The sequence below is a fragment of the Microbispora triticiradicis genome, from assembly GCF_005864065.1.
GTDB classification, from domain to species: Bacteria; Actinomycetota; Actinomycetes; order Streptosporangiales; family Streptosporangiaceae; genus Microbispora; species Microbispora triticiradicis.
Genome location: NZ_VANP01000001.1, coordinates 252,198 through 274,193, shown reverse-complemented (window position 1 = coordinate 274,193; position 21,996 = coordinate 252,198). Strand labels below are relative to the sequence as shown.

General features: G+C 69.1%; 25 protein-coding genes and 1 pseudogene. 15 read left to right on the top strand and 11 right to left on the bottom strand.

The window, feature by feature from the left end; genetic code table 11:
- Nucleotides 1-6: 6 nt before the first annotated feature.
- Nucleotides 7-1,002 carry a polyprenyl synthetase family protein gene (locus FED44_RS01355; RefSeq protein ID WP_111700542.1) on the top strand — a complete coding sequence of 332 codons (996 nt, stop codon included), beginning with the start codon at nt 7-9 and terminating at the stop codon, nt 1,000-1,002.
- A gap of 99 nt (nt 1,003-1,101) precedes the next feature.
- On the opposite strand, the gene FED44_RS01350 is transcribed toward FED44_RS01355, so the two are convergent.
- Nucleotides 1,102-1,845 carry an SDR family oxidoreductase gene (locus tag FED44_RS01350; RefSeq protein ID WP_138459490.1) on the bottom strand — a complete coding sequence of 248 codons (744 nt, stop codon included), beginning with the start codon at nt 1,843-1,845 and terminating at the stop codon, nt 1,102-1,104.
- Nucleotides 1,846-1,919: 74 nt separating this feature from the next.
- On the opposite strand from FED44_RS01350, the gene FED44_RS01345 reads away from it, so the two are divergent.
- A complete protein-coding gene (locus FED44_RS01345; protein ID WP_111700544.1) occupies nt 1,920-2,393 on the top strand; it encodes an RrF2 family transcriptional regulator in 474 nt (157 codons plus the stop codon).
- A 19-nt stretch (nt 2,394-2,412) separates the two neighbouring features.
- On the opposite strand, the gene FED44_RS01340 is transcribed toward FED44_RS01345, so the two are convergent.
- Together FED44_RS01340 and rarD are read right to left on the bottom strand one after the other, a co-directional pair.
- Entirely contained in the window at nt 2,413-3,240 is an 828-nt protein-coding gene (locus tag FED44_RS01340) for a TIGR03621 family F420-dependent LLM class oxidoreductase (protein ID WP_138459489.1), read from the bottom strand.
- Nucleotides 3,241-3,315: 75 nt separating this feature from the next.
- Complete coding sequence (rarD, locus tag FED44_RS01335) at nt 3,316-4,221, bottom strand: EamA family transporter RarD (RefSeq protein ID WP_138459488.1); 906 nt, start codon at nt 4,219-4,221, stop codon at nt 3,316-3,318.
- A gap of 135 nt (nt 4,222-4,356) precedes the next feature.
- Here rarD and msrA point away from each other — a divergent pair, with 135 nt between their 5' ends.
- A complete protein-coding gene (gene msrA, locus FED44_RS01330; RefSeq protein ID WP_111700547.1) occupies nt 4,357-5,019 on the top strand; it encodes a peptide-methionine (S)-S-oxide reductase MsrA in 663 nt (220 codons plus the stop codon).
- A gap of 277 nt (nt 5,020-5,296) precedes the next feature.
- On the opposite strand, the gene FED44_RS01325 is transcribed toward msrA, so the two are convergent.
- Nucleotides 5,297-5,803, bottom strand: a complete 507-nt coding sequence (locus FED44_RS01325; RefSeq protein ID WP_154956552.1) for a hypothetical protein — start codon at nt 5,801-5,803, stop codon at nt 5,297-5,299.
- A gap of 654 nt (nt 5,804-6,457) precedes the next feature.
- The gene (locus tag FED44_RS01320) at nt 6,458-6,799 is read right to left on the bottom strand and encodes a hypothetical protein (protein WP_111700549.1); all 342 of its coding nucleotides are present in this window, start codon (nt 6,797-6,799) and stop codon (nt 6,458-6,460) included.
- Between the two features lie 131 nt (nt 6,800-6,930).
- On the opposite strand from FED44_RS01320, the gene FED44_RS01315 reads away from it, so the two are divergent.
- Nucleotides 6,931-7,200: a GntR family transcriptional regulator gene (locus FED44_RS01315; RefSeq protein WP_138459486.1), complete on the top strand. Its 270-nt coding sequence runs from the start codon at nt 6,931-6,933 to the stop codon at nt 7,198-7,200.
- A gap of 198 nt (nt 7,201-7,398) precedes the next feature.
- Here the strand turns inward: FED44_RS01315 and FED44_RS01310 are convergent, their stop codons facing one another.
- Together FED44_RS01310 and FED44_RS35540 are read right to left on the bottom strand one after the other, a co-directional pair.
- A complete protein-coding gene (locus FED44_RS01310; protein WP_138459485.1) occupies nt 7,399-8,796 on the bottom strand; it encodes a replication initiator in 1,398 nt (465 codons plus the stop codon).
- 682 nt (nt 8,797-9,478) lie between these two features.
- Nucleotides 9,479-9,652 carry a hypothetical protein gene (locus FED44_RS35540; RefSeq protein ID WP_167521354.1) on the bottom strand — a complete coding sequence of 58 codons (174 nt, stop codon included), beginning with the start codon at nt 9,650-9,652 and terminating at the stop codon, nt 9,479-9,481.
- Between the two features lie 198 nt (nt 9,653-9,850).
- Between FED44_RS35540 and FED44_RS01305 the strand changes: the two genes are divergently transcribed.
- From FED44_RS01305 to FED44_RS37000, 5 genes and pseudogenes are all read left to right on the top strand, one after another.
- Nucleotides 9,851-10,162 carry a hypothetical protein gene (locus tag FED44_RS01305; RefSeq protein ID WP_138459484.1) on the top strand — a complete coding sequence of 104 codons (312 nt, stop codon included), beginning with the start codon at nt 9,851-9,853 and terminating at the stop codon, nt 10,160-10,162.
- Nucleotides 10,138-10,554: a PIN domain-containing protein gene (locus FED44_RS01300; protein ID WP_138459483.1), complete on the top strand. Its 417-nt coding sequence runs from the start codon at nt 10,138-10,140 to the stop codon at nt 10,552-10,554. The genes FED44_RS01305 and FED44_RS01300 overlap by 25 nt, the downstream gene beginning before the upstream one ends.
- Nucleotides 10,555-10,822: 268 nt before the next feature.
- Nucleotides 10,823-11,131, top strand: a complete 309-nt coding sequence (locus tag FED44_RS01290) for a type II toxin-antitoxin system prevent-host-death family antitoxin (RefSeq protein ID WP_138459482.1) — start codon at nt 10,823-10,825, stop codon at nt 11,129-11,131.
- A gap of 3 nt (nt 11,132-11,134) precedes the next feature.
- Nucleotides 11,135-11,653 (top strand): type II toxin-antitoxin system RelE family toxin, encoded by a 519-nt coding sequence (locus FED44_RS01285; protein WP_111700553.1) that lies wholly within the window; start codon nt 11,135-11,137, stop codon nt 11,651-11,653.
- Nucleotides 11,654-11,675: 22 nt separating this feature from the next.
- A pseudogene (locus FED44_RS37000) lies at nt 11,676-11,780 on the top strand (peptide-methionine (S)-S-oxide reductase MsrA); the annotation flags it as partial.
- Nucleotides 11,781-11,907: 127 nt separating this feature from the next.
- On the opposite strand, the gene FED44_RS01275 reads toward FED44_RS37000, so the two are convergent.
- Nucleotides 11,908-12,711 (bottom strand): helix-turn-helix domain-containing protein, encoded by an 804-nt coding sequence (locus FED44_RS01275; protein ID WP_111700554.1) that lies wholly within the window; start codon nt 12,709-12,711, stop codon nt 11,908-11,910.
- A 116-nt stretch (nt 12,712-12,827) separates the two neighbouring features.
- Here FED44_RS01275 and FED44_RS01270 point away from each other — a divergent pair, with 116 nt between their 5' ends.
- The 3 genes from FED44_RS01270 to FED44_RS01250 all read left to right on the top strand — a co-directional run bounded on the left by FED44_RS01270 (nt 12,828) and on the right by FED44_RS01250 (nt 16,199).
- Entirely contained in the window at nt 12,828-13,250 is a 423-nt protein-coding gene (locus FED44_RS01270) for a hypothetical protein (protein ID WP_138459481.1), read from the top strand.
- Nucleotides 13,251-13,255: 5 nt separating this feature from the next.
- Nucleotides 13,256-14,287 (top strand): zinc-dependent alcohol dehydrogenase family protein, encoded by a 1,032-nt coding sequence (locus FED44_RS01265; RefSeq protein ID WP_208758785.1) that lies wholly within the window; start codon nt 13,256-13,258, stop codon nt 14,285-14,287.
- 658 nt (nt 14,288-14,945) lie between these two features.
- Nucleotides 14,946-16,199 carry a hypothetical protein gene (locus FED44_RS01250; protein ID WP_138459480.1) on the top strand — a complete coding sequence of 418 codons (1,254 nt, stop codon included), beginning with the start codon at nt 14,946-14,948 and terminating at the stop codon, nt 16,197-16,199.
- Nucleotides 16,200-16,605: 406 nt separating this feature from the next.
- On the opposite strand, the gene FED44_RS01240 is transcribed toward FED44_RS01250, so the two are convergent.
- On the bottom strand, nt 16,606-17,271 hold the full coding sequence (locus FED44_RS01240) for a TetR/AcrR family transcriptional regulator (RefSeq protein WP_138459478.1): 666 nt from the start codon (nt 17,269-17,271) through the stop codon (nt 16,606-16,608).
- 105 nt (nt 17,272-17,376) lie between these two features.
- Here FED44_RS01240 and FED44_RS01235 point away from each other — a divergent pair, with 105 nt between their 5' ends.
- The gene (locus tag FED44_RS01235) at nt 17,377-18,324 is read left to right on the top strand and encodes an SDR family NAD(P)-dependent oxidoreductase (RefSeq protein WP_138459477.1); all 948 of its coding nucleotides are present in this window, start codon (nt 17,377-17,379) and stop codon (nt 18,322-18,324) included.
- A 160-nt stretch (nt 18,325-18,484) separates the two neighbouring features.
- Here FED44_RS01235 and FED44_RS01225 read toward each other — a convergent pair whose 3' ends face one another.
- Nucleotides 18,485-19,225, bottom strand: coding sequence for a TetR/AcrR family transcriptional regulator (locus FED44_RS01225; protein WP_111700561.1), 741 nt, complete (start codon nt 19,223-19,225; stop codon nt 18,485-18,487).
- 100 nt (nt 19,226-19,325) lie between these two features.
- Between FED44_RS01225 and FED44_RS01220 the strand changes: the two genes are divergently transcribed.
- Complete coding sequence (locus FED44_RS01220; protein ID WP_138459476.1) at nt 19,326-20,045, top strand: DUF2306 domain-containing protein; 720 nt, start codon at nt 19,326-19,328, stop codon at nt 20,043-20,045.
- Between the two features lie 271 nt (nt 20,046-20,316).
- The gene (locus tag FED44_RS01215) at nt 20,317-20,898 is read left to right on the top strand and encodes a hypothetical protein (protein WP_138459475.1); all 582 of its coding nucleotides are present in this window, start codon (nt 20,317-20,319) and stop codon (nt 20,896-20,898) included.
- Here FED44_RS01215 and FED44_RS01210 read toward each other — a convergent pair.
- Complete coding sequence (locus tag FED44_RS01210; RefSeq protein WP_111700564.1) at nt 20,895-21,845, bottom strand: MerR family transcriptional regulator; 951 nt, start codon at nt 21,843-21,845, stop codon at nt 20,895-20,897. The genes FED44_RS01215 and FED44_RS01210 overlap by 4 nt on opposite strands.
- Nucleotides 21,846-21,996: the final 151 nt, after the last annotated feature.

Sequence of the window (21,996 nt, the reverse complement as noted above, 5' to 3'; positions counted from 1 at the left end):
CTCCGTATGGCCGCGCCGCCCGTAGTGGACATTCCTTTCGTCGACGAGCGGTTGGCCGAGGACCTGGCGAACGGTCTCGCGGCAGTGGAGAAGCTGCTGCGCTCGTCGGTCGAGAGCGAGGACGCCTTCGTCACGGAGGCGTCCCGGCATCTCATCGAGGCGGGCGGCAAGCGGTTCCGGGCCACGCTCGTGCTGCTCGCCGCCCAGTTCGGCACCCACGACGCTCCCGGCGTCGTGCCCGGGGCCGTCGTCATCGAGCTGACCCACCTGGCCACGCTCTACCACGACGACGTGATGGACGAGGCCCCGGTGCGCCGGGGCTCCCCGTCCGCCAACGCCCGGTGGGACAACACCGTGGCCATCCTCACCGGCGACTATCTCTTCGCCCAGGCGTCGGAGATCCTGGCCGACCTCGGCAGCGAGCTGATCCGGATCCAGGCGCGCACGTTCTCCCGTCTCGTGCGCGGCCAGATCCGCGAGACGATCGGCCCGGCCGAGGGCCGCGACGCGGTCGCCCACTACATCAGCGTGCTCGCCGACAAGACGGGCTCTCTCATCGCCACCTCGGGCCGCTTCGGCGCCATGCTGGCCGGGGCCCCCGCCGACGTCGTGGACCGCCTCACCGACGCCTGCGAGGCGATCGGCGTGGCCTGGCAGCTCGGCGACGACCTCATCGACGTGGCCGCGCCCACGGCCGACTCGGGCAAGACGCCCGGCACCGACCTGCGCGAGGGCATCCGCACACTTCCCGTGCTGCACGCCCTGGCCTCGGACGACCCCGCCGACGCCCGGCTGCGTACGCTGCTGTCGGGGCCGGTGGCGGAGGAGGACGTCGAGGAGGCGCTCACGCTGCTGCGGGCCAACCACGCGATGACGCAGGCCCGCGCCGAGCTGATCCGCTGGACCGACCGGGCCAAGACCGCCCTCGCCGGCCTGCCCGACATCCCCGCCCGTGCGGCTCTGGTCGCCCTGTGCGACTACGTCGTCGAGCGCACGGGCTGACACCTCGCCGAGGCGGCGTACACCAGAGCCGAGGCGGCGCTCGCCTGACGTCTCCGCGGGCCGGGGCCGCCCCGTCCGGCCGATGGCGGAGCACGAAATCTACTTCTGGTCGGCGAGCCACTCGTCGAAGGTGGTCGGCGCGATGCGGGCGTCCTCTCCGGGAAGGAGCACGTCTCCGGCCATCGACGTGTCGAAGAGTCCCGACCAGGTCGGCACGAGCTTGACCGTACGGCCCCGCGCCGCGAGGGTGCGCCGGGCCATGTCGACGAGGTCCTGCGGCTCGGGACCGGCCACGTCGGCGTAGCGGCCCTGGGGCGCGCCCACGGCGATCTCGGCGAGGACGTCGGCCACGTCCGCGGGCGCGATCGGCTGCACGAGCAGCGGTGCGATCGTGGCGACGCCGTCCTGCTCGGTCCAGCTCACCACCATCTCGGCGAAGTCGTGGAACTGCGCGACCGGGACGATCGTCCACGGCACCGGACCGGCGGAGACCAGGCGCTCCTGCTCCCGCTTGCCGGCGTAGTGGGCGTTGCCCTCCACCCGGTGGATGTCGATGATCGACAGCAGCACGTGGTGACGGACGCCCGCCCGCTCCTCGGTGGCGAGCAGGTTGCGGGTGGTCGTGCCGAAGTACGCCACCGCCTCGTCCCGGTCGGTCGCCTCCGAGCTGATCGCGTCGACCACCGCCTCGACGCCGGCCAGAGCGTCGTCCAGCCCCTCACCGGTCAGCAGGTTCACGCCGAGGGACCGGCTGATGCGTACGACATCGTGCCCGTCCCGTTCGAGGGCGGCGACGGTGAGCGACCCGATGTTCCCGGTGGCGCCGGCGACTGCGATTCGCATGGTCTTCTCCTTCACTCGATGCCATGCTATCTCGGACAAAAAAGGTCCGTAATGTCTGCAATATACTACGGCCTATGAAGTTGCCCGCGAGCACCGAGTGGGTGTTGCACTGCGCCACCACGCTGGCGCAGCTGGAGCCGGGCGCCACCGCGTCGGCGGCACAGCTGGCTGAGTATTACGACGTCCCGGCGCCCTACCTGGCCAAGCAGCTGCAGGCGCTCGTGAAGGCCGGTGTGCTGGCCGCGATGACCGGCCCGCGGGGCGGCTTCCGGCTCGGGCGGGCGGCCTCGGACATCACGTTGCTGCAGATCGTCGAGGCCGTCGACGGCGCGTCTTCGCCGTATGAGTGCCGTGAGATCCGCCAGAGGGGACGCGGGGCGCTGCCTCCCGAGGACTGCCGGAGCATCTGTGTGATCGCGGAGAAGATGGGCGAGGCGCACGCCGCGTGGCGCGGCAGCCTCGCGGGGGTCACGCTCGCCGACATCCTCGCCTCGCTGCCGGAGTCGGCGCCCGCACGCACCCGGTCGCGCATCGGGGCCACGCGCTGACGCCGCCGAGAGGCGCGTGTCAGCGGCCGGTGAGGATCTCGACGACGGGGGCGAACGCGTCGGCGTAGACGCCGTTGACGGTGACGTAGGAGACGCCCAGCTCGTCACGGCGGCGCAGCAGCGTGTCGGCCATCTCCCGGGGCGAACCGCGCAGCACGGCGGCCGCGCCGTCGGGGATGGTGCGGGACCCCTCGGGCAGCCACGGGGCCGGCGCGTCGCCGACCTGGAAGAGGTTCATGCTCAGCTCGATGTCGTCGAACCTCGCCCCGGCCGTCTCCCGCAGGATGCCGACGGGCCCGCGCAGGCCCTCCTCGGGCGTGTGGGCGGGCACCGCGAGCGCGACGATGTCGGCCGCCTCCGCGGCGAGCGCGAGCATGCGGGGACCGGCGCCCGCGACCAGGATGGGCGGCCCCTGAGGGCGCACGCTGAGGCCGCCCGCCGCGAACGCCGTCCGCACCTCGTCGATCACCGACCTGACCTGCGCGACGCGCTCGCCCGCGGTGCCGTACGGCATGCCGAGCGCGTGGGCGTCCCGCTCGGCGGCGGGGCGGCCGGCTCCCAGGCCGACCTCCAGCCGTCCGCCGGACAGGAAGTCGAGCCCGGCCAGCTCGTGTGCCAGCAGCCGGGGATTGCGGTACGGCGCGGCCAGCACGAACGTGCCCACGCGCAGCGTCGTCGTGGCGGTGGCCGCCGCGGTCATGGCGAGCAGCGGAGGGAGCGTCCCCAGCGTGTCGGGGACGAGAAGGGTCGAGTAGCCGAGGTTCTCGGCCCGGCGGGCCGTGGCCGTCCACGCGGCGGCGTCGGGGGCCAGGCCGGCGACGATCCCGAAGCGGAAGTCCTTGCTCATGGGCCGATCCTCGCCGCTGCGGCCGGTCGAGGTCGTCCCCCCGTCGGTGGCGGGAGCCGTACTCCCGGGGGCGTACTACACGGTCTGGAGCTCGGCGGCGCGCTCGCGGCGGGAGACGCGGGCGGCGCGGATGCTGTCCCAGGTGAAGACGCTCAGCGCGAGCCAGACGACGACGAAGCCGGCCCACCGGCTGGCGGGCATGGTCTCGTGGACGATCAGCACGCCGCAGAGGAACTGCAGCACCGGCGCGATGTACTGCAGGAGGCCGATGACCGTGAGGGGGACCAGCAGCGCCGAGGCGGTGAAGAACAGCAACGGCACCGCGGTGATCAGGCCGGCGGCCACCAGCAGCAGGGCGTGGCCGGCGCCGTGGTGGGCGAAGGTGCCCGTGCCGGTCGCCTCCAGGACGAGCAGGTAGGCCAGGGCCGGCACCAGCAGCACGAGGGTCTCGATGGTCAGGCTCTCCGCGCTGCCCACCCCCGCCTTCTTCTTGACCAGGCCGTACGTGCCGAAGCTGAAGGCGAGCACGAGCGCGATCCAGGGCAGGCGCCCGTAGTCGAGCGTCAGGATGAGAACCGCGACCGCGCCCAGGCCGACCGCGGCCCACTGCCACACGCGCAGCCGCTCACGGAAGACCAGCACCCCGAAGAGCACGCTGACCAGGGGGTTGATGAAGTAGCCGAGGGCGCTTTCGACCACGTGGCCGGTGTTGACGGCGTAGATGTAGGTGCCCCAGTTCACCGAGACCGTGACGGCCGCGACGGTGAGGAGGATCAGCTGGCGTCGGGTGATGGTGCGGATCCACGACCAGTGACGTCGTACGGCGAGGACCGCGACCACCACGACGAGCGACCAGACCATCCGGTGCGCGAGGATCTCCACCGCGCCGGACGGCTTGAGCAGGGGCCAGTAGAGAGGGAACAGACCCCACATCGTGTAGGCGGCGACGCCGAACAGGAGGCCACGGCGGGTATCAGGCATGTCGCCTATCTTCGCTGCTTACCTCGATTCAGGACAAATAAGGAGCTCTACGCCTGACGTTTAGAAATCCTTACGGGAGGAACAACGCGGCCGGGTGGGTGGTTGGTGTTGGCAGAACAGAAGGGGAGGTTCACGATGGGCTGGCTGTTCGGCAGGGACAAGACGACGATGGTGGAGCCCACGGACGCGCTGCCGGGCCGGGCCGAGATCATGCCGGTGGCCACCCGCCATCAGGTCCTCGGCGCGCCGCTGGCTCCGCCGTACCCCGAGGGAACGGAGATCGCCGAGTTCGGGCTGGGCTGCTTCTGGGGTGCCGAGCGCAAGTTCTGGCAGACCCCGGGCGTCGTCTCGACCGCGGTGGGCTACGCGGGCGGGTACACGCCCAACCCCACGTACGAGGAGGTCTGCTCCGGCCTCACCGGGCACACCGAGGTCGTCCGGGTGGTCTTCGACCCGGCCCAGGTGTCGTACGAGGAGCTTCTCAAGGTCTTCTGGGAGGCGCACGACCCCACCCAGGGCATGCGCCAGGGCAACGACGTCGGCACGCAGTACCGGTCGGCCGTCTACACCCACGGCCCGGAGCAACTGGAGGCCGCCCTGGCGTCCCAGGAGGCGTACCAGAAGGTGCTGACCGACGCCGGGTACGGCGAGATCACCACCGACATAGCCCCCGCCGGGGAGTTCTACTTCGCCGAGGATTATCACCAGCAGTACCTTTTCCGCAACATTAACGGGTACTGCGGGATCGGAGGCACGGGCGTTGCGTGTCCGATCGGCCTGACCACCGGTGAGGCTTGACCTGCGGTAACTGACTGATCCTGGCCCTTGGTCGCCCGGCAAGCCCGGCGCGGATCGAGGGCCAGAGCCGTCTTCGGCGAGAACCTTCACTACAGGGTCAAGGCGACGGCGCTCCGCGCCGCCGCGCGGCTCTGCGTCCGCTCGGCGGCCGGGCATGCGGCCTGGGGGCCGATCCCGGCCGCCAGCGACTCGGGCCGCGCGCAGCGTACTGAAAAGCCATTCAGTTAACCTTTTTCATCCTGGCGATCGAGCCCAAGTGAGCTGGAGCGTTGGGAGGTCACTTCGCATTGCGCCAGTAGGTGAGCGCGTGACTCGTGCTCTTGACTACTTGGGGGATGGACTCATTATGTGGCCAGATCTGCAGCAGATAACGATCGATGATGGCATCCGTCGAGCAGTCCGATTTTGTGGCCCGGTCCATGTGGACGGCGTGATACCGCAACCGGTACCAGCCCGGGCCTGACGACAAGTCGGGTAGCTTGTGAAATCCCTCGCCTCCCCACTCGATAAGGAAGATCCGTCCTGTTTGGGTGTGGAAGCTGATTTCCACGATGTCCTCGTACTCGTTGACGTCCGGCTCTGGATCGCGGTCCGACACGGTCACCGAGAAGCCGACCGTCCCCGTGTGCAGGCCCGTGACCAGGAGACCTTTACCGTCTTTCACCCGAATGATGCCCACGGGGTGCTCGGGGTGGTCATCGGGGAAGGTTTCCGGAGCCCACATGTCGTCGGCGAGGTCGGCGAGGTAGATCAGACGGTAGCTGACGTGGACATCGAACGACACGGTCCGATTGGTAGTCATGGTCGGGGATTCTACGGTTATAACGATTCGGAATACCGCGCATCTTATGACGCCTGGCTGTTTCTCTAGTTGGGCACCTCCAACCTCTTCCGCCCCCGCTGCTCGATTGTTCGTGGCCCTTGGTCGGTGTCAACGCCGTCTGTGCGGGTTGGGTGTGGGGTTGCGGTGTACGTCGTGGGTGGACGGACACGCGAAGACGGCATTGACACCTCGGTCGGGCCACTGATGTCGGCAGCTATCGGGGGCGGGGGAGGAGTGGCGCGGGTCGTAAACGCGAGTGCGGCCCCGCCGGAGGTGAGCGGGGCCGCGCGAGGGCTGGACTGTCTATCGCATCTCGCCGAGGAGCAGGGCATGCCACACTCTGCGCGCCTCCTCCATGGGCCAGCGGTGCTCTCTTCGATCCCCGGTGTGGGTTCGGTCTGGGTGGTCTTGCGGATGAACGCCTGCCCACCGGCCTGGAGGAGTTCGTAGACGACAGCCCGGCAGTCGCAGGTCCAGGCGAGTGCTCGCGACCGCCGGACCCCCTCGAAGGGCTCATGCCAGACGAGTTTCACGTGATCTTTTTGGCGCATCTCCCAGTGCGGACTCAGGCACTTGTCCAGGGGCGGGATGGAGGCCGCCATCAGTACCGCCGCCTTACCGTGTCCTGCCGTTGGCCCAGCCGGCGATCCAGCGGACGGTGGACTGTGGTTGGTCCACCGTGGATAGCGGAACGACGGTCCCGGACTTCGGTAGCTTGATCAGGAAGCGGCAGGGCTTGTGCTTCTGGTCGATGGTGACCGTCGCGACTTGTCCGCCGAGGCCGTAGATGTCCAGCTCCGAGACTGCCGGGTCCCAGACGGGGAGCCCGGTCATCCGCAGGGTGATGTGGCTGATGAGCCGGGTACGGACCTCCTGGGATCGGAGTAGGTCGCCGAGGGCGGCCAGGATGCCCGCCTGCTGGTCGGCGGTCCGGTTGCGGATCATGTTCTGACGCATGGCTCTCCCATCTGTCTCGCTGACGGGTTGAGCGTACGCCGACCTTCCTAGTCCTACCTAGCCCTTCTCATAGGTACCTCTAGGTACCTGTGGTAACGACATGGAACGCTTTCGTTCCTACTCTTGAGCGCGTGATCGAGTTCCGGCCTGACCAGCTCAAATGGGAAGCCGTCCTCGAAGAGATACGACGGCGTATCCGGACGGGCGAATACCAGGTGGGTCACCCCATCCCTGGTGAACCCCGCATGGCCGAGGAGTTCGGCATCGCCAAGGGCACCGCACGCCGCGTCATCAACGAACTGCTCAAAGCAGGAGACATCTACACCGTGCTCGGCAAGGGAACCTTCGTCGCCGACCCCGAGACCGGCGGCCCGCCCCGGCGCGACACCGAAGACGAGTGAAGGCCCCCGAACGAGTTCGAGGGCCTTCAGCCTTCTATCGGTTGTCAGCGAGACGATGGAAGGCGCACCAAGCGTAGAGCCGATGAGCCGAGGGCAGTAGCGTTCCGCCGTGGCGCCGCCGGCCCAACCGCTTCGCGGCCCTTCGGGTGCCTACGGCATTGCGCCGGCCGCACCACTCGCGCCGCACATCCCGCAAGGTCAGGCCGACTTTCCCCGTTCACGGGCGATCCGGCGAGCGGTGGCGATGCGTTGCCGGATCAGTTCGGCCCACAGGTGTTCGCCGTTCCGGTAGCCGCTCCCGGCGAAGCGCCACTGGCCGACCGTCAACGTCTCCCGCTCATCACGAGCAGGCAGGCCCCGCCGTTCCCGCGCCCGCTCGGCCTGGTGATCGGCCCGTACCTGACGCAGCGCGCCGAGAGTGGTCGAGTAGTGGCGGCTCTTGGTCGAGAAGTGGCCCCGGTAGCCGAGCATGTGCGCCCACTGCCGCAGCGGGATCAGCCGGTAGGCCGGATCGTGGCCGAGCGCGAAGCAGGTGTAGATCATGCGCCGCGCGTGCTCGGTGACATCGAGCCGTGCAACGTCGGCGACCTCCCGGATGGGCCGGTCCACGGTCCCGGCCGACTCGGCCCCCTTCGTCGCGTACTTGGCGATGTAGGCCGCCACCCGCTGATCCGCGATACCCTCCAACTCCGTCGCGACATAGATGGGGTCCACGTCGAGCTGCGTGCCCCACCGGCCGACGAACGACGGGTCATCATCCGGCACAGGGACCGAGACCACAGCCGCGGTTTCCCGAATCGCCTCCTGGAGCACCGGCACGGTCGCCCCGTCCGGCGGACGATCGGACGGACCATCCGGACCGTCGAGACGGATCACCGCGTGGAAGTGGACCAGGCCCCGCGCCTGATACTCGGCCACCTTGGCGTACGACAGCCGCAGCCGTCGCCGAAGCTCGGCCCGCGAGACGCCGAGGTGCCGGGCGAACGTCGCGGGCAGAGCTTGAGTGAAGCGCCGCCACAGCTCACCGGCGTGCGCGTTCCACAGGACCGCGCCCCGGTAGTCGTAGCAGTCCACGCAGATCGGCTGCCCGACCTGGTGGTCATTGTCGGCATGGCGGACCACGCAGCCTTCCGGCCTGCCGTGCGCGCACACCGGGTTGTCCCGCCGGGGACGGCACGGCAGCACCTTGTCCCCCTTCACCCGACGAGCGTGGACCGCGCCGAACGAGGGGGCCGTGAACGTAGCGAACACGCGGGGATGGGCACTCACGTCCTCGGGGACGCCCTTGCCGCCGCGCAGGCCGGACAGGATCAGGTGGTAGGTGTCGTCCCGGTAGACCTCCGAGCAGGCCGGGCACCGGGACGCACGACGGTTGCCGCACGCCGTCAGCAGGTACCCGGTCGGCTCGTCGGCCGTCCGGTAGACGTCCAGCACTTCCAACCCGGCATCGAAGGTGATCCGGTGACCTTGCAGCCGGATCGGCTGGGCGCAGCCACCCGTCGCGCGCACCATCTCCTGCCACCGGGTGAAGTCCGGCATGGCGGCGCGCTGGGCAGCAGCGAGGACATCGGGGGAGAAGGGAGGAAGCTCGCTCACGCGGCATCCCTCCCGCTCTTCTCGTCGGCGGGCTCGGTACGGCCAGGTTCGTCGGCCAGCACGGCACCGAGAACGGTGGCCACCCGGTGCCACTTGTCGGCAGACCAACGAGGAGACTCGGCGGCTTTGCGTCTGCCCCACTCCTGGGCAGACATGAGGGTCTGTGTGGTCAGGTGGGCTCCTTTCCTCGCGGGTGGAGCCACCGCCGCGCATGCGGAACAGACGCCGAGCACCGTGAGCCAGCAGCCGAACGGCCGAACACGGGCACGTCAGCGAGAGAACCTGGGAGTGTGCGACCAGAAAGTGAAAGGGCGTGACGCCTGCCGCTGGGCCGGGTCCCTCCAGCGGTACGGCGTTAGTTGTTTTGTTTGCCGCCCGGATCTCATGCACGCCGGAAAATGGGTCGCGTAGCTTCTCGCCTGTGTCATTCCGTCAGGGAGACGGTGACTTCTTACAGTTCTGTTCTACCCCAGTAGGACGCGTATGCGTACCGGTCAGTTCCGAAGCCGGAATTGGCATGACGTCTTTGACGGCGTCCCAAGGTGTCCGCTGGCGTCCAGCGGCGTCCGTAGACGTCCGGCTGTGGCGGGAGGCTGGTAAGGGGGTTGTCGCCTGGCGGTAAGGCTGGAGGAGCTACCGCCGACCGCGAGACGTCCTGGACGTCTTGGGCGTTCTCGTGTCCTCAGTCCTCACGCCAGACCAGTTCAAGAAGGTCGGGATCGAAGCGCCTGCGCCCCTTGCCGCTCGGGTAGATGATCACGGCGTGCAGCGCCTCCCGGATGTAGGACCGCTTCAGCGAGAGCGGTAGGCCGCCCTCACCCTCCGACAGGAACCACCGCCGCCGTATCTCGGCCACGTCGGTAGCGGAGCGGGCCTGTCGTCGTTGAGCCGTCGCCGCGAAGCTCTGAGCGTCCGTGCGAAGGCGGGATATGCGCTTCTCCAGATCGGGAGCCGCCGAGAAGAACAGCTCGCTGCTAATAGCGGCCTGGCGCTACTCGGAGGTTTCCTGCGTCCGGTGCCGGTGGTTTGCTACTTGTAGTAGTAAACTGCCGCCATGAGTACGCCTGAACAAGCCTTCCCGCCGGGGGAAGGGCCCGCAGCCAAGGTGAGCGTCTCCTTGCGGGCCGGCAACATCCGTGCCATCAAGGAGCGTGTCGGCGCGCGCGGGTTCTCCGCGTACGTCGACGCCGCTGTGGAGCGGCAGATCGAGCGGGACCTACTGGAGGAGGCCCTGCAGGCGAACGAGAACGAGTGCGGTCCCATCCCGCAGCATCTGCGGGACGAGGCCGAGCAGCTGTTCCGTAGCGTGAAGTCCGCCCCGGAGCTACAGGAGGAGCGTGGATGGCACGCGCACGAAGCAAGCTGAGTGCGGGGACGGTCATCCTTGACTCCGAGGGACTCTCGAAGTGGTGCGCGGCCGACCAGCGAGTCACGGCGATCGTCCGAGAGGCACAGAACAACGACTTCCGCGTTGTTATCAGTGCCTTGACACCTATCGAGGCCTTCGACGGCCGGGTGACAAACGACCGGTTGCGCTGGCATCTGTCCCGGCTGCGTGTCGAGCCGGTGACCGAGGAGGTCTCCGTCCACGCGCTGGATCTGCTCCGTGAGAGCGGTCTTCACGGCCACAAGTACGCGATCGATGCCGTCGTGGCCGCCACGGCTCTTCGCTCCACCCGGCCCGTCATCGTCCTCACCTCGGACGAGGACGACATGAGCAAGCTCTGCGGAAAGGCAGTCCGCCTCGTGCGGGCGTAGGCGCAGAATTATTGCCCCAGCGATACGACTACCACCAGCAATACCTTTTTAAGGTGCCGAACGGCTACTGCGGCATCGATGTGAGCTGCCCCGTCGGCCTGACCGCCGGCGAGGCCTGATCAGTCACCTGGCAGGACTGTGAGTCGTTGCCCCTTGGGAAGGTGACGAGGGGCAGCGATGAGATCGGATCCGCGCTGCCGACGGTGATCGCCTTGCGGGAACTGAGCGCCTCCTGCATTTTCTATACAGACTCCTGTACAGTAGTGGTATGACCGTGCTGCATGAAGCTGCCGCGCTGAGTGTCACAGAAGCCGCTCAGCGTGGGGTGGCGCGTCTCGTCGCTGACGCTGAGCGTGGGACCGATCTGGTGGTGACCCGTCGGCATCAGCCGGTGGCGGCGGTTGTCAGCATTCGGCGCCTGGAAGAGTTGGAGGAGGCCGCCGCCGATCTCCGGGACTTGGCGCTCGTGCTCGCACGCTCGGTCACCGACACCGGAGAGCGTGTCCCGCTCGATGACGTGCTCTCCGCTTTCGGGCACACGCGGGAGTCGCTGGCCGCGCTGCCGGACGACGAGTAGCCCGTGTCTGACGTCGTCTTCACGGCTCCGGCGGTCGATGATCTGCGGCGAATCGGTCCGGACGCCGCGCCCAAGGTGCTCAAGAAGATCCTTCTTTTGCTCGACAATCCCGAGGCGGGTTATCCGCTGGGCGGGGAGCTGACCGGCTTTCGCAAGCTCGTGGTCGGGCGCAACACCTGGCGGGTCGTCTATCGGATCACGGACGACAAGTCGATCGAGATCTGTGAAGTATGGGCTGTGGGCGAGAGGGCCGATGGCGAGGTCTACGCCGAGGCCACAGCCAGGGTTCGGGCTGCCGGTGGGGGGCGTCCCGAGGTGGTGCAGCTTGGCCGGGTCATCGAACGCTTGGGCGCGCTGGCCGCTCACATTCGTGTCGAGCAACCGCCCTCCAGGGAGCCGGTGCCGGATTGGCTCGCGGATCGCCTGATCTACACGGTCGGTATGTCTCGCGAGGACGTCGCCGCTCTCGACTTGCAGCAGGCGGTCGACCTCTGGGCTGACTTTCGGTCCAACCCGCGCTAGCTGCGAATTACTGCCTGAATTGGAGTGCTACCACCAGCAATACCTTTTTAAGGTGCCGAACGGCTACTGCGGCATCGGCGGCACCGGTGTGAGCTGCCCGGTCGGCCTGACTGCCGGTGACGCTTGATCTGCGGCAACTGACTGATCCTGGCCCTCGGTCGCCCGGCAAGCCCGGTGCCGATCGAGGGCCAGAGCCGTGCGAGCAGGCGAGATTCCGCCGGCAACATCCGATACGCGGCCTTAGCAGATGGCGTTCACCACGTAACGAGCTCGGTCAGCGCGGTGCTGGTCGTTTCGTCGGCCGGTAGGAATGCTTCCAATCGCAGTTCTGCGATGGTGACGTCGGTGGCGGTACCGAAGTGAGTCAGTGTGGTGATGAGTCGCAGTTCCCGGTTCTCCGGCTCGCTCATGCGGAGGTGGAGCGGTACCGCGAAGCCGAGATGATGCGGCGGCAGTTGGCGTGGACGCGGCGGCGCCATGTCGACGAGTTCCGCGGCGAGCAGCTGGAGCCGATCGCTCGGGTTCCGCGTGCTCTCGGCGTGGATGCGTTCGATGATGTGCCATGCCCACTCGTCGAGGTTGAGGATGCGCGGCGCGAGTCCTTGAGGGTGCAGCAGGACTCGGGGGACGCTCACCGGTGGGGTGAGCAGGTGCGGGTCCACTCCGCGGATGATCACCTGGAAGCCGGCGTTGGCCGAGACGAGGTCGCCGTGCCGGTCGACGATCACGGCCGGGTACGGCAGGTGGCCGTGCAGGACGCGGTCGAGGGCGGTTCGTACCGCTGCCAACTGGGGATCGTCCAGGTCGGTCTGTGGGTACGCGGGCGCGAACCCCGCGGCGAGGAGCAGTTCGTTGCGTTCGCGGATCGGCACCTCGAGTGACTCGGCCAGCCGTATGATCATCGACCGGCCAGGGACCGAGCGTCCGCTCTCGATGAAGCTGACGTGCCGTTGCGTGGTGCCGGCGCGCACCGCCAGTTCGAGTTGACTGACGCGTCGGCGGGTGCGCCACTCACGCAGCGCCCCCGCGAGTCCGCCGCTTGCCGATTCGGTGATCATTCCTCCTGTTTACCGGGCATGGCACCAGTCGGCGATTCCCTTCGAGGAATTGTCGCGGTGCGTCCGGCGCAGCATATTCGAGGTCGCAAACGATCAACCACGACCTGAGGATCGTCATGGCCGACACCGACCTGAAGAATCTCACCGACCGCTATGTCGCGGTGTGGAGTGAACCCGACCCGGAGCGTCGCCGCGCCGCCATTCGCGAGCTGTGGTCCCCCGACGCGGTCCATATCCTGCAGCCGCCTCAGGAGATGCGACAGGCCGCTGAAGGGCTGGGGTTCGATCGTCTCGTACTGGAGGCTCGAGGTTATGACGCACTGGAACTGCGGGTGACGCGCGCGTACGAGGAGTTCGTCGCCCCGGGCGCCTTCGTTTTCCGGTCCCGCGGCGATGCCGAACGGCTCCACGACGTGGTCAAGTTTCGCTGGGAGATGGTGGCTCGCGGCGGTGGCGATGCGGCCGGTATCGGGCTGGAAATCCTCATGCTGGGCGCGGACGGTCGCATCGTCAGCGATTACCAGTTCATCGAGGGATGACCGCGATGACGGCTGCACTGCCATCGTCCGTACGGAGCTACCACGTCAACAGCGGCGACGGCATCGAGGGGCTGTCGCTGCGAACCCGCGAACCGCGCACGCCAGGCCTCGGCGAAGTCGCGGTCATGGTCCACGCCGTCTCGCTCAGCTTCCGCGAGCTGCTGGTGCTGCGCGGGCAGTACGTGTTGCCCGTCAAGCCGGATGTCATCCCGGTGTCCGACGGTGCCGGGCAGGTCATCGCCGTGGGGCCGGGCGTCCAGCGGGTACGACCGGGTGACCGGGTCACCGCCACGCTGTTCCCGCAGTGGCTGGACGGCCCCTTGCAACCGTCGTACCTGCCACAACTGGGAGGTTCCCTCGACGGCATGCTCACCGAACTCGCCGTCCTCCCGGAGCAAGCCCTCGTCCCGATTCCCGACCACCTCTCCTACGCCGAGGCCGCGACGCTGCCGTGTGCCGCGGTGACCGCGTGGAACGCGCTGACCGGGGACGGTCCTGGGATCCAGCCCGGGTACACAGTGCTGACCACCGGCTCGGGCGGCGTGTCACTGTTCGCGGTACAACTGGCCAAACTTCTCGGCGCGAGAGTGATCGCTACGACCGGCCGGACGGAAAGAGACCAGCGCCTCCGCGACCTGGGCGCTGACGAGGTCGTCAACTACCGCGCCGTTCCCGACTGGCACACCGCGGTCCGCGGCATCACCGGCGGGCGCGGGGTGGATCGGGTCGTCCACACCGCCGGACCTCTGGAGCAGTCACTGAAGTCGCTTGCCATCAACGGACACGTCGCGTTCGTCGGGTCCGTTTCGGGTGACTGGCGGCCACTCGACCCTCGCCTGTTGTTCGGTGTCGCCGCGACGGTCCGGGCGTTGGCCGTCGGGAGCCACGCACAGTTCACCCAGATGAACGAGATCATCGCCGCACGGCGGCTTCGGCCCGTCATCGACCGAGTGTTCCCGTTCGAGGAAGCCGGCGCGGCGTTCCGGTACTACGAGTCGACCAGCCCGTTCGGAAAGGTCATCATCGAAATCCGATAGTCGGCGGTCGTGGCAGCGGAGTCCGCCACGCCCGCTCATCGGCTTGAGACGTCGCCGATCGGCGCACCGGTCGGCGGTATGGCGAGCGGCCGGGATCGGGGCATCGGCCGCGGGGCGGATCTCAAGGTTCAGCGGATGGCCGAGCACCGTGCCGCGGAGACCCATGAGGCGGCTCACCTTGCCGTCGGACTCGGTCGGACGGTGCGGAAGATGCGGGAAGCTCGTGGCTGGAGCCAGAGCGAGTAGGCCCGTGCGGCTGAGGATGACACAGTCAGCGGTGCGCGCTTCCAGGCCGAAGGTATCGTCCCGACGTTGCCGGTTCTTGAGCGCCTGGCCAGGGCGCTGAACGCCGGTCTTCAGGTGCGGATCACTCCGCGTGCTCCGGCGGCGTGAGCTGATCTATCGCCTGAAGTGCATCGCTACCACCAGCTCTTCAAGGTGCCGAACGGCTACTGCGGCATCGGTGGCACCGGTGTCTCCCGCCCCTTCGGCCTGATGATCTCCGGTGAGGAGCAGCGCGCTCGTGAGATCTCCGGGCGGCGTCGCGTCACTCAGAGGTTTCATGTTTCTGATGCCGCCGTGGGCCCCGCCTGAGCCGCTCGGCGTGGAGCCCCGAAATCTGCCCTCACGCTGTGTCTTGTCGTGATTTTCTGGGTGGATGTCGAAGGTGCGGGGCATCGTGCTCGCGGTGATCGTGGCAGCGGTCGTGGGCCCGGGCGTGTCTCTGCTCCTCAGGGTGACCGGCGGGCTTGAGTCGGCGGGGGTGCTGACCGGCCTGGTGGCGGGGGGCCTCCTGCGGGGCAAACCAGCCAGGGCCGCGGTCGCGACCCTGTACGGCAGCGCCTCGGCTGTGTTGATCGGCGAGATGCTGAAGGACGCTTTCGGCGGCGGTCCGGATTTCGCCGACGCCATGGCCGTCCGGCCGGGCTGGCCAGGCTGGGTGATCGGGGCCGTGCTCGCCTACGTGATCGCGGCCAGGAGGCTGCCCAGGGCGCAGGCCGATCAGGCGGCCCCCGCGCATCCGGTCACGGTGCCGCATGCCGATCCCGCTGAAGTGACTCGTGCGCACCCGACCGGGATCGGTGGGCTGCCGCACGCCGATCCCGGCGAGGCCGGGCACCCCATGCTCGCGATCGTAATAACGGCTGCCCTCGCCGCCGTGCTCGCCTGCGGCCAGATCGTCGCCGGCAAGGCACTGGGCATGACCTTGTGGGAGGCCTACCACGAGTACGACGGGCCGGGCTGGTACCGCGACCTGACCCACGCCCTCTGGTATCCCGCGGCCTCGGTGGTGCTGGCCTCGCTCGTCGCGTCCCGGATGCCCGCCGGCCGGGGGTGTTTCCTGGTGCCGCCCCTGGCCGCGTGGCTCGGCTGTGCGGTGACGGCCGGGCCGCTGCAGTACCTCCAGGCGCTCGGCGCGTCGTACGACCCCCCGGCCGTGGCGCTCATGGCGTCCCTCGCGGGTGGCGGCGTCGGCGCGGCGGCAGGCGCCGCCGCGCTCCGGCACACCGGGACGCGCCTCGGACTGGTCTGCTTCGTCCTGCTGTTCACCGCCGGCGACGCTACCCACCGGCTGGACGACTTCCCGGCGGGAGTCTTCGTGTCGATCGCGCTGGCCGCCGCAGTGGCCGCGTGGGTTGCGGCACGACAGGACGCGGACGTCGGATCGGGAGTGCTGGCGGGCATGGCGGGGCCGCTGTTCGTCTGGTCGGTGTACGCGACGATCGGTTCCCGTCTTTATGACCACTCCACCCAGGCGCTGCCGTACTGGAACGCCATGCTCGTTGCGCTGCTGGCGCCGGCCGTCGCGTTGCCGGCCGCCGCCCTGGCACGGCTCGCGCGGCTGCGCACAAGGGCGCGACCACATTGTGATACGGCAGCTCGTCCACGGCTTTGGTCCGGCCCAATGTGATACTTGGAAGCGCGTTCCGGAACGATCGTCGGTTTCCAGCCTCCCGCTCCCGGAACTTGGCGCATCTCCCAGTGCGGACTCAGGCACTCGTCCAGGTGCGGGGATGGAGGCCGCCATCAGTACCGCCGCCTTACCGTGTTCCGCCGTTGGCCCAGCCGGCGATCCAGCGGACGGCGGACTGTGGCTGGTCCACCATGGACAGCGGAATGTCGCAAGGTCGTAGCACGACTTGTTGCCTGGAGTGAACCGCTACCGCCAGCAATACCTTTTCAAGGCGCCAGACGGCTACTGCGGCATCGGCGGCACCAAGGTCGAGCTAGGTGACCAATCCGGGTGGGCCGCCTGCCCGACGGGCCTGGTCCCGGCCGTGGATCGAGGCTCCAGGACCTGCCCAGTGCAAGGCAGGTCAGCGGCGGGGTAGCACGCCCAGGAGGGTTGCGGTCAGGGCCAGCTTCAAGGAGTCTTCCAGCTCCAAGTGGAAGCGGGCGAGGTCGGGCTCGGCCTGGTAGGCCTCCTGCAGGCTGGGTGGGGGTGTGCTGTACGCCGACAGCGCGCCGGCCATGACCATGGTTTGCAGGCTGAACAGTGTCGCATTCTCGCCCAGCTCCGGCAGGTAGTTCTGGATCAGGGCGGTCATGGTTGTCAGGCGGTCCAGGGAGGCGCGCTTGTAGCGTGCCACGACCTCGACGGAGACGTTGTGTTCCAGGACGCCGCCCTGTGCGCCGAAGAGGTCGCACAGCACCGTTCGACTGGAGAGCGAGCGGCTGAGGATCTCTGCCACCGCTGCCGCTCGCTCGGCCATGGGTAGATCTTCGTCGACGCCGGCGGCCAGCTCGCCCGCCAGTTCCGTCAGCCACTCCTGCAGGAAGCGGTCCAGCAGTTCCAGCAGCACCGCCTCGCGAGACTCGAAGTAGCGCAGCACGTTCGGCTTCGCCAGGCCTACCCGGCGGCTGAGCTCGTTCAGGGTGACCGCGGCCACGGGCATCTCGTGGAGCATCGCCGACGCCATGTCGAGGATCGCCCGCCGGCGGATCTCCCGCTGCTCTTCGGTTCGCGCCCGCTGGAAAGTCACGGTCGCCAGCTTAATTTAAGTACCTTCGGTACGTTGACAACGTACCGAAGGTACTTTAGCGTTGCGGGAGGAAGATGCCTTCGGTACGTTAGTTGGGGGCCTGGCATGGGTGAGAAGTGGACGACGGCGAACATTCCGGACCAACGTGGGCGGGTGGCCGTGGTGACCGGGGCCAACACCGGACTGGGGTACGAGACCGCCAAGGCGCTCGCCGAGCGCGGGGCGTCCGTGGTCCTCGCCGTGCGTAACGTCGAGAAGGGCGAGCAGGCCGCGGCCGGTATGACCGGCGACGTGACCGTACAGGCGCTGGATCTGACCTCGCTCGACTCCGTCCGGACCGCGGCGGCGGCGCTGCGGTCCCGGCTCGACCGGATTGACCTGCTGATCAACAACGCCGGCGTGATGTACACCCCGAAGCAGACCACCCGGGACGGCTTCGAGATGCAGTTCGGCACCAACCACCTCGGCCACTTCGCGCTCACCGGGCTGCTGCTGGACCTGATGCTGCCGGTGCCCGGCTCACGCGTGGTGACGGTCAGCAGCACCGGCCACCGCATCCGGGCCGCGATCCACTTCGACGACCTGCAGTGGGAGCGGTCGTACAGCCGGGTCGCCGCCTATGGTCAGTCCAAGCTGGCCAACCTGATGTTCACGTACGAGCTGCAGCGCCGGCTCGCCACGCACGGCACCACCGTCGCGGTGGCCGCGCACCCCGGCGTGTCCAGCACCGAGCTCGCCCGCAACACCCCCGCGGCCCTCCGGCTTCCGCTCACCTGGCTCGCGCCGCTGATCACCCAGACGCCGGCGATGGGCGCGTTGCCGACCCTGCGCGCCGCCACCGACCCCGCCGTGCTCGGCGGCCAGTACTACGGTCCCGGCGGACGCTTCGAGGTCATGGGCCACCCCCGGCTGGTCACCTCCAGTTCGGAGTCGTACGAGGTAGCCGTCCAGCAGCGGCTGTGGGCCGTCTCCGAAGACCTCACCGGGGTGAGGTTCCCCGTCGTTCAGCCCAGGCGGAACTCGTTGTTCTTCGGATCGGCCGACACGATCTAGCCCGCGCCGGCAGGAGGCGCCGGCTCGTCGCGGAGCAAGCGGGCGGCGCCGAAACCGACGAGGCGCTCGCACTCCGCTTCGAGGCGCAGGGTCCGGCCGCCTCGGCTGTGCGGGCCGAAGGTCCGCGCCTCCTGGCGCAGCGCCGGCCCGCTGACCCGGCTCAGGCCCCGGCGGCGCGTTCGATCGCCACTCCCACCCCGTCGAGCAGGTGGTCAAGGCCGGCGCGGAAGTCGTCGTCCGGAGCGGCCCCCGCTTGGGGGTCGAACACCCCGGCCTCAACGGCGCGGGCCAGCGCCGGGAACCGGTCGGGGTCGGCGAGCTCGGTGAGCAGGGCGGCGTACGCCCTGTCGGCCCCTTCCTCCGGTTCGGCGGGGATGGACGTGAGGAGCTGGGCGGCGCCGCGCACGTAGTGCAGCACCAGCATGACCACCGAGAACCGGGCCCGCGGGTCCAGCGGCGTGCCGCCGAGGGAGCGCAGCGCGGCGTCGAGCCAGGCGAGCTGGCCGGGGTCCATCGGCGGGGAGTTCGCCAGCTGGGCAATCCACGGATGCCGCAGGTAGACGCCGAACAGCTCGACGGCCCACCGGGTGAGTGAGCCGCGCCAGTCGGCCGGCGCCGTGCCGAACTCCGGCGGTGTGCCGGGCGCGGCGGCCAGCATGAACAGCTGCAGGTCGTCCTTGCCGGTCACGTGCCGGTACAGCGACATGGGCGCGCAGCCGAGCCGTTCGGCGAGCCGGGCCATGGACAGCGCGGCCAGGCCCTCCTCGTCGGCGAGGGTGATGGCCGCCGCCACGATCCGCTCCAGGCTGAGCGCGGGAGTGCGTCCCCGCCCCTTCGGTTTGGCCCGCCCCCACAGCACGTTCAGCGCGTGCGGCAGCTCGTTCCCGATGTCGTCCGGCATTCCAGGGAGCTTACCACTTTGCGTATGGTCTACGCATTGCGTATATGATACGCATTGAGCGTATGGGATACGCATCCTCGACCGTCCTCTTGGAGCCGTCATGCACACGACGATCGACAGTCCTCCGCCGGTATCGGCCCACCGGCGTCCGTGGTGGCGGCGCCGCTGGACGGCGCCGCTCGGCCTGGTCACGGCCGGGTTCCTCGCGTTCTCGCTGCCGCCGTACCTGACCGGGGGTCCGTCGCTGTCCCGGGTGCCGCAGCCACAGGGGTTCGGCCTGCACTACCCGCTGCTCGTCGCGCACGTGCTGTTCGCCTCGGTCGCCATGGTCACCGCGTTCTTCCAGGTGTGGCCGTGGTTCCGGCGGCGGCACCGGGTGTGGCACCGGCGCGCCGGGCGGGTCTACGTGTTCGCCGGGGTGGTGCCCGCCGGGCTGACCGGTCTGGTCATCGGGGCGCGTTCCCCGTTCGGGCTGTTCCTCACGGTCAGCGACGTGCTCCTCGCCCTGCTGTGGCTCGCCTTCACCCTGGCGGGCTGGCGCGCCGCCCGCGCCCGCCGGTACGCCGACCACCGGCGCTGGATGCTGCGCAGCGCCGTGCTGACCTACTCCATCATCACCAACCGGGTGTGGACCGTGATCCTTATCATCGCCCTGTCCCCGCTGCAGGACACCGTCTTCCGCGGCGATCCCGACTTGATGGCGTGGACGATCTCGGGCTTGTCCGGCTGGCTCGGCTGGACGATCCCGCTGCTGGCCGTGGAGTGGTACCTGGAGCGCGAGGTGGCCCGCCGCGGCCGCCGCACCGCCCTCGCGACCTGATCCCTGAGGCCGGTCTCGGCCCGACCCCGGAACGACCGCCCGCCCCGGAACCACCGCCGCGGCCGGCCACAACGCACATGCCGGCGAACCGACGGAGTTCCTCGCCGCCGTCGACGGCATGCTCGCCACTCGCGTTGTGGGCTGAGCCCTTGTCCGGAACGGCACTTGAGTCTCAAGTAACCGGAGACTCCAGGATCGATGCCGTGGGCGGCGCGTTGTTCGTTTCCGCCGTCCGCGACCCATCCGATCCGACTCCGGGAGAGCGCATTCCATGCCGCGATACGTGACGCCGTCCGCTGAGGATGGCAAGCGCCTCATCAACGACTTCATCGACGAGACTTTCGGTGATCTGGACGCCAGCCCGGACTTCGTCGCCATGCTGCGTACGGTGGTGCCCGAGATGCCCGCCGATCCCAGCCCTGAGCAGCTGGGCGCCTGGGCGGAGCTGTCCGAGCTGGTCCGCGACGCCGACTTCAGGGCCAGGGTCCGCAGGATGGCCGAGCATCAGGCGGCCGAGAGGGCGGCCGGGGATCAGACCGGTCTGCATCACGAGGTGACCGAGCTGGTCCGGGAACGGGTGCGGCAGGCGCAGGCGGACGGGGTCGAGCCGGGTTCGCAGGCGGCGCGAAAGGTGCTGGTGGAGTTGATCGCCGGATACACCGCGACATTCGGCCATCCCGACAGTGCCGAATACCGCCGGAAGCTGCTGACTCGGCTGGAGATCGCCAATGATCCCCGTACGGAGCGGTACTTCGCCCTGCTGCACACGATCAACGGTTGGCCGGTGCCGCCGAGCCTGGCGCCGGCGTTCGACTGGTTCACCCAGGCGCTCCGGCACCATCCCGTTCCCTAGAGGCCGGGTACGCGGGGGTCGAGTGCGGCGAGGAACCAGCGGGCCGCAGGGACCGGATCGGGTTTCGGGGGCGTACCGTTGATCACGGCCAGCAGTTGCCAGTATCGGGAGACCCGAGGGTCGGCCCCGATGCGGATCCGCTCGGCGAGCCAGAGCCGGAACCCGGCGTCGTCGGACCGCCGGTGGGCCTGGGCGAAGACGGCGACCAGCTCGTTCACGATGGGCCGGGCCAGGGCGGAGACCGGCGGAATCCCGTCGGCCAGGGCGCGGCCGACGAGGTCCAGCGCGGCCTGCTCGGCCCGCGCCCAGCTCTCGTGGTCGCCGTGCTCGGCGCCGGAGGAACGGTCCGTCGCGTGTCGCTCGAACGCCTCGCGTACGCTCTCCCGGAAGTGGGGGTCGCCGACCAGGTGCGCCAGCTCCAGCCACGCGTCGAACTGCTCGGCCGATGGGTCATCGGGCAGGTCGGGCAGCATCGAGCGCAGGTGCGCGGCGAACGCGGGCTCCATGTCGAGCCCGCGCGTCGCTTCGGCCACGAGATCGGCCACCAGCTGCCGGCGCCGCTCCGCCGGTAGCCGGGCGAGCCGGTTCACGCGGGCGATTCCGGCCGTGCCGGTACGGCGGGTGGTGGCGTAGCGCAACACCGCCTGGCGGACCCGCAAGGTCTGGATCTGGTCCTCCATGGCCGCGATCTGCCCGTCGGCGACCTCGGCCAGAGTCTGCGTGTCGGCGAGCACCCGTGTGATCGTCGCGATCTCGACGCCGAGATCTCGCAGCGTACGGACGAGTTCCAGCCGGTCCAGGGCGTCGTGATCGTAGAGGCGGTAGCCGCCGGCCGACCGACCGGCTGGAGGTACCAGCCCTTCGTCGGAGTAGTACCGGACCGTCGGCACCGGCACCCCGGCGAGCCGCGCCACCTGGCCGATCGTGTAGAGCCCGTCGTCCTTCACACGTCCACCCTGGCTTATCAGCCGCCCTCTCGGGGCGGATCCACGCTCGCGGGCGAATGCCGAACAGCAGCATCGTCCGTCGGCGTGGACGGGCGGCCCGGGCCTTCGTCACCCGATCGCGGCGTGAAAACAGCGCCCGAGTCACAATCCG

Bases quoted from the DNA above. Each gene is read 5' to 3' on its own strand.
- FED44_RS01355 (WP_111700542.1), top strand. From the start codon at position 7: ATGGCCGCGCCGCCCGTAGTGGACATTCCTTTCGTCGACGAGCGGTTG.
- FED44_RS01350 (WP_138459490.1), bottom strand. From the start codon at position 1,845: ATGCGAATCGCAGTCGCCGGCGCCACCGGGAACATCGGGTCGCTCACC.
- FED44_RS01345 (WP_111700544.1), top strand. From the start codon at position 1,920: ATGAAGTTGCCCGCGAGCACCGAGTGGGTGTTGCACTGCGCCACCACG.
- FED44_RS01340 (WP_138459489.1), bottom strand. From the start codon at position 3,240: ATGAGCAAGGACTTCCGCTTCGGGATCGTCGCCGGCCTGGCCCCCGAC.
- rarD (WP_138459488.1), bottom strand. From the start codon at position 4,221: ATGCCTGATACCCGCCGTGGCCTCCTGTTCGGCGTCGCCGCCTACACG.
- msrA (WP_111700547.1), top strand. From the start codon at position 4,357: ATGGGCTGGCTGTTCGGCAGGGACAAGACGACGATGGTGGAGCCCACG.
- FED44_RS01320 (WP_111700549.1), bottom strand. From the start codon at position 6,799: ATGCGTCAGAACATGATCCGCAACCGGACCGCCGACCAGCAGGCGGGC.
- FED44_RS01305 (WP_138459484.1), top strand. From the start codon at position 9,851: ATGAGTACGCCTGAACAAGCCTTCCCGCCGGGGGAAGGGCCCGCAGCC.
- FED44_RS01300 (WP_138459483.1), top strand. From the start codon at position 10,138: ATGGCACGCGCACGAAGCAAGCTGAGTGCGGGGACGGTCATCCTTGAC.
- FED44_RS01290 (WP_138459482.1), top strand. From the start codon at position 10,823: ATGACCGTGCTGCATGAAGCTGCCGCGCTGAGTGTCACAGAAGCCGCT.
- FED44_RS01275 (WP_111700554.1), bottom strand. From the start codon at position 12,711: ATGATCACCGAATCGGCAAGCGGCGGACTCGCGGGGGCGCTGCGTGAG.
- FED44_RS01270 (WP_138459481.1), top strand. From the start codon at position 12,828: ATGGCCGACACCGACCTGAAGAATCTCACCGACCGCTATGTCGCGGTG.
- FED44_RS01265 (WP_208758785.1), top strand. From the start codon at position 13,256: ATGACGGCTGCACTGCCATCGTCCGTACGGAGCTACCACGTCAACAGC.
- FED44_RS01250 (WP_138459480.1), top strand. From the start codon at position 14,946: ATGTCGAAGGTGCGGGGCATCGTGCTCGCGGTGATCGTGGCAGCGGTC.
- FED44_RS01235 (WP_138459477.1), top strand. From the start codon at position 17,377: ATGGGTGAGAAGTGGACGACGGCGAACATTCCGGACCAACGTGGGCGG.
- FED44_RS01225 (WP_111700561.1), bottom strand. From the start codon at position 19,225: ATGCCGGACGACATCGGGAACGAGCTGCCGCACGCGCTGAACGTGCTG.
- FED44_RS01220 (WP_138459476.1), top strand. From the start codon at position 19,326: ATGCACACGACGATCGACAGTCCTCCGCCGGTATCGGCCCACCGGCGT.
- FED44_RS01215 (WP_138459475.1), top strand. From the start codon at position 20,317: ATGCCGCGATACGTGACGCCGTCCGCTGAGGATGGCAAGCGCCTCATC.